This is a genomic window from Streptomyces sp. NPDC104309 (genome assembly GCF_055584025.1).
The window spans coordinates 1-1452 of the sequence record NZ_JBVJMV010000145.1 but is presented as its reverse complement, the minus strand read 5'-3'; the positions used below and the strand labels follow the sequence as shown (position 1 = coordinate 1452).

Sequence of the window (1452 nt, the reverse complement as noted above, 5' to 3'; positions counted from 1 at the left end):
CGAGAGTTACACCGCCGGCCTCCACCTACGCGGATCCATCATCTGGCTCCGCAGCCTGCCAGCCCGTGCATGATCCGAACCCCGCACAGACCCTAGTGGGAGACCAAGCAGGTTGTTGTTTTCGACAGGGTGTTTCGGGGTCTGGCACAAGTTCTGTGACGCGGTTGCTGTGGGTGACGGATGCGACGTGATCTGCATGTCGCTGTGAGGCAGTGCTTCCGAAGCTACGGTGCAGTGATGAGCAACGACTCTCTCCTCGGCCGCGCTGTCCGTCTCATCCCGCTGTCTGTCGATCATGCAGAAGCACTGTTCCCCTCTGCGTCGGATCCCGAGGTCTGGCGATGGATGCCTCGGCCTCGCCCCGACTCCCTGTTAGAGATGCGGGCGATGATCAGTCAGATGCTGGCGGATCGAGCCCGGCGGTGCTTCGCGGTCCAGCGCCTGACGGACGACGCGGTGATCGGTTCGACCAGCCTGTATGAGCTTGACCTCGCCGCGAGCCGGGCTGAGGTTGGTGCGACCTGGTTCGATCGTTCTTGTTGGGGTGGCCCCTATAACGCCGAGTCCAAGCTCCTGCTGTTCGGATACGCCTTCGACGATCTGGGTCTTGCCCGAATCGCCTTGCGGACCGACAACCTCAACGTGCGGTCCCAGCAAGCCCTGACCCGGCTGGGACTGGTCTATGAAGGGAAGCTGCGCAGTCACATGGTGCGCCAGGACGGCACGCGCCGTGATTCGCTGTATTACAGCGTGCTCGCGGACGAGTGGCCGTCCGCGCGCGACAAGCTGCTCACCCGCGTCGCGACCAAAGCCACTGTCTGATGTGCAACTGCCCGTCACGGGGCGAGGAGGACTCGCTTCCGCAAGAGAGCGAATCCGGCGCGGTCGAACATCTGCCGTTTGAGCATCTTGATCCGGTTCACTGCTCCCTCAACCGGGCCGGAGTTCCAGTCGGTGGTCAGTTCGGCGGTCACCGCGTCGAAGTCGCTGTTCAGGCCGGTGGCGAAGCTGCTGATGCCGGACAGGTTGGCGTCGGTGGAGTTGAGCTCGCTGGCCGGCAGCGGGCAGATCTGCCGGAAATCGCAGGTAGGAGCTGTGGACCCGTTCCGTCCAGTGGGCGCAGTCAGGGCAGGCGGCCCGGCTGGGCGTACATCGGGCCTCGACGCGTATCGCCTCGCCGGCCGTATGCACGGCCGCGACGGCGACACCGGGGACCGACGGGAACAACAACTCCTGCAACCGGGACCACACCTCGTTCACGACCACTGAGTCTCGGCCGCACAACCCATACGAGAAGCGATTTCAAGGCGCCTTCCGCACCACCTGACGGAAGATCAACAGCTGCAACGCGTGACCGGCTCGCTGAGTAGGCCCGGAGCGCGGTGCCGGGATTGCTCCCGGTCCGTTTCTCCGGACCTCTCGCCGAACCCGCCGTGCGTCTCTCAACGCAAC

Annotated in this window: 2 protein-coding genes; one reads left to right on the top strand and one right to left on the bottom strand. The window is 64.5% G+C overall.

Going from position 1 to position 1452, the window contains the following annotated elements; genetic code table 11:
• Positions 1 to 237 precede the first annotated feature (237 nt).
• On the top strand, positions 238 to 822 hold the full coding sequence (locus ACZ68L_RS46900) for a GNAT family N-acetyltransferase (protein ID WP_469591047.1): 585 nt from the start codon (positions 238 to 240) through the stop codon (positions 820 to 822).
• A 14-nt stretch (positions 823 to 836) separates the two neighbouring features.
• On the opposite strand, the gene ACZ68L_RS46895 is transcribed toward ACZ68L_RS46900, so the two are convergent.
• A complete protein-coding gene (locus ACZ68L_RS46895; protein WP_469591049.1) occupies positions 837 to 974 on the bottom strand; it encodes a hypothetical protein in 138 nt (45 codons plus the stop codon).
• Positions 975 to 1452: the final 478 nt, after the last annotated feature.